This window comes from Shewanella sp. Iso12 (genome assembly GCF_012030025.1).
Lineage (GTDB): Bacteria > Pseudomonadota > Gammaproteobacteria > Enterobacterales > Shewanellaceae > Shewanella > Shewanella algae.
Map to the genome: position 1 here is coordinate 1 of NZ_JAAUHW010000043.1, position 644 is coordinate 644.

The 644-nt window shown below is 52.0% G+C and carries 1 pseudogene; it reads right to left on the reverse strand.

What is annotated here, in order from left to right:
- Positions 1–119: 119 nt before the first annotated feature.
- A pseudogene (locus HCX89_RS22650) lies at positions 120–644 on the reverse strand (Clp protease ClpP); the annotation flags it as partial.

The window sequence follows — 644 nt, forward strand, 5'->3', positions numbered from 1 at the left end:
CACGGTTGGAGCGTGAGTAATGGTGGTGCCATCTTGAATAAGGTTTTTCATTGGGCTGTCCTTTTAGATTTCGGATATAAAGAAGCCGCCCGAAGGCGGCTTAGTTATGTTGGTGGTCGTTATACGCCAGTGGACTTGGCCAGACCACGGTAATCCAACGGCGCTACACCGGCATCGATACGTACCTTGGTGGCCACGCCATCCACGGTGAAGCCGTCCTGCTGCTCGATGTAAGGGGTATCGATACCATCAAGGTATGCCACCTCAATAGTGTCCTCGCCCAAACCAGCAGCCACGTACCAAGCTTTATCGCTGTTTGTCTTGAGACGGGGTTCTGAGATCACCTCAAGCAAATCTTGAATTGGATTGGCAATTCCGGCATTAACATCAGCACCTTTGACCGAACTGGATTTGACGATCTGCAGCATGGTGCGTTTCAGGTTAGGTGGCACCAAGGCAAAGGCGGGCTGAATATTCAGCGGATCTTCGCCAATCATCTGCGACTCCATCAGTTCACACAGCGCGCTGATGGTTTCAACGCTGGGCGCACCTGAACCAAGGTTCTTGTGATCGGCATGGAACAAGGCCTTGTTATCGCTCATCTTGGGGTTGCCGGTAATAATGGCCCACACCAGGTTGCCAAT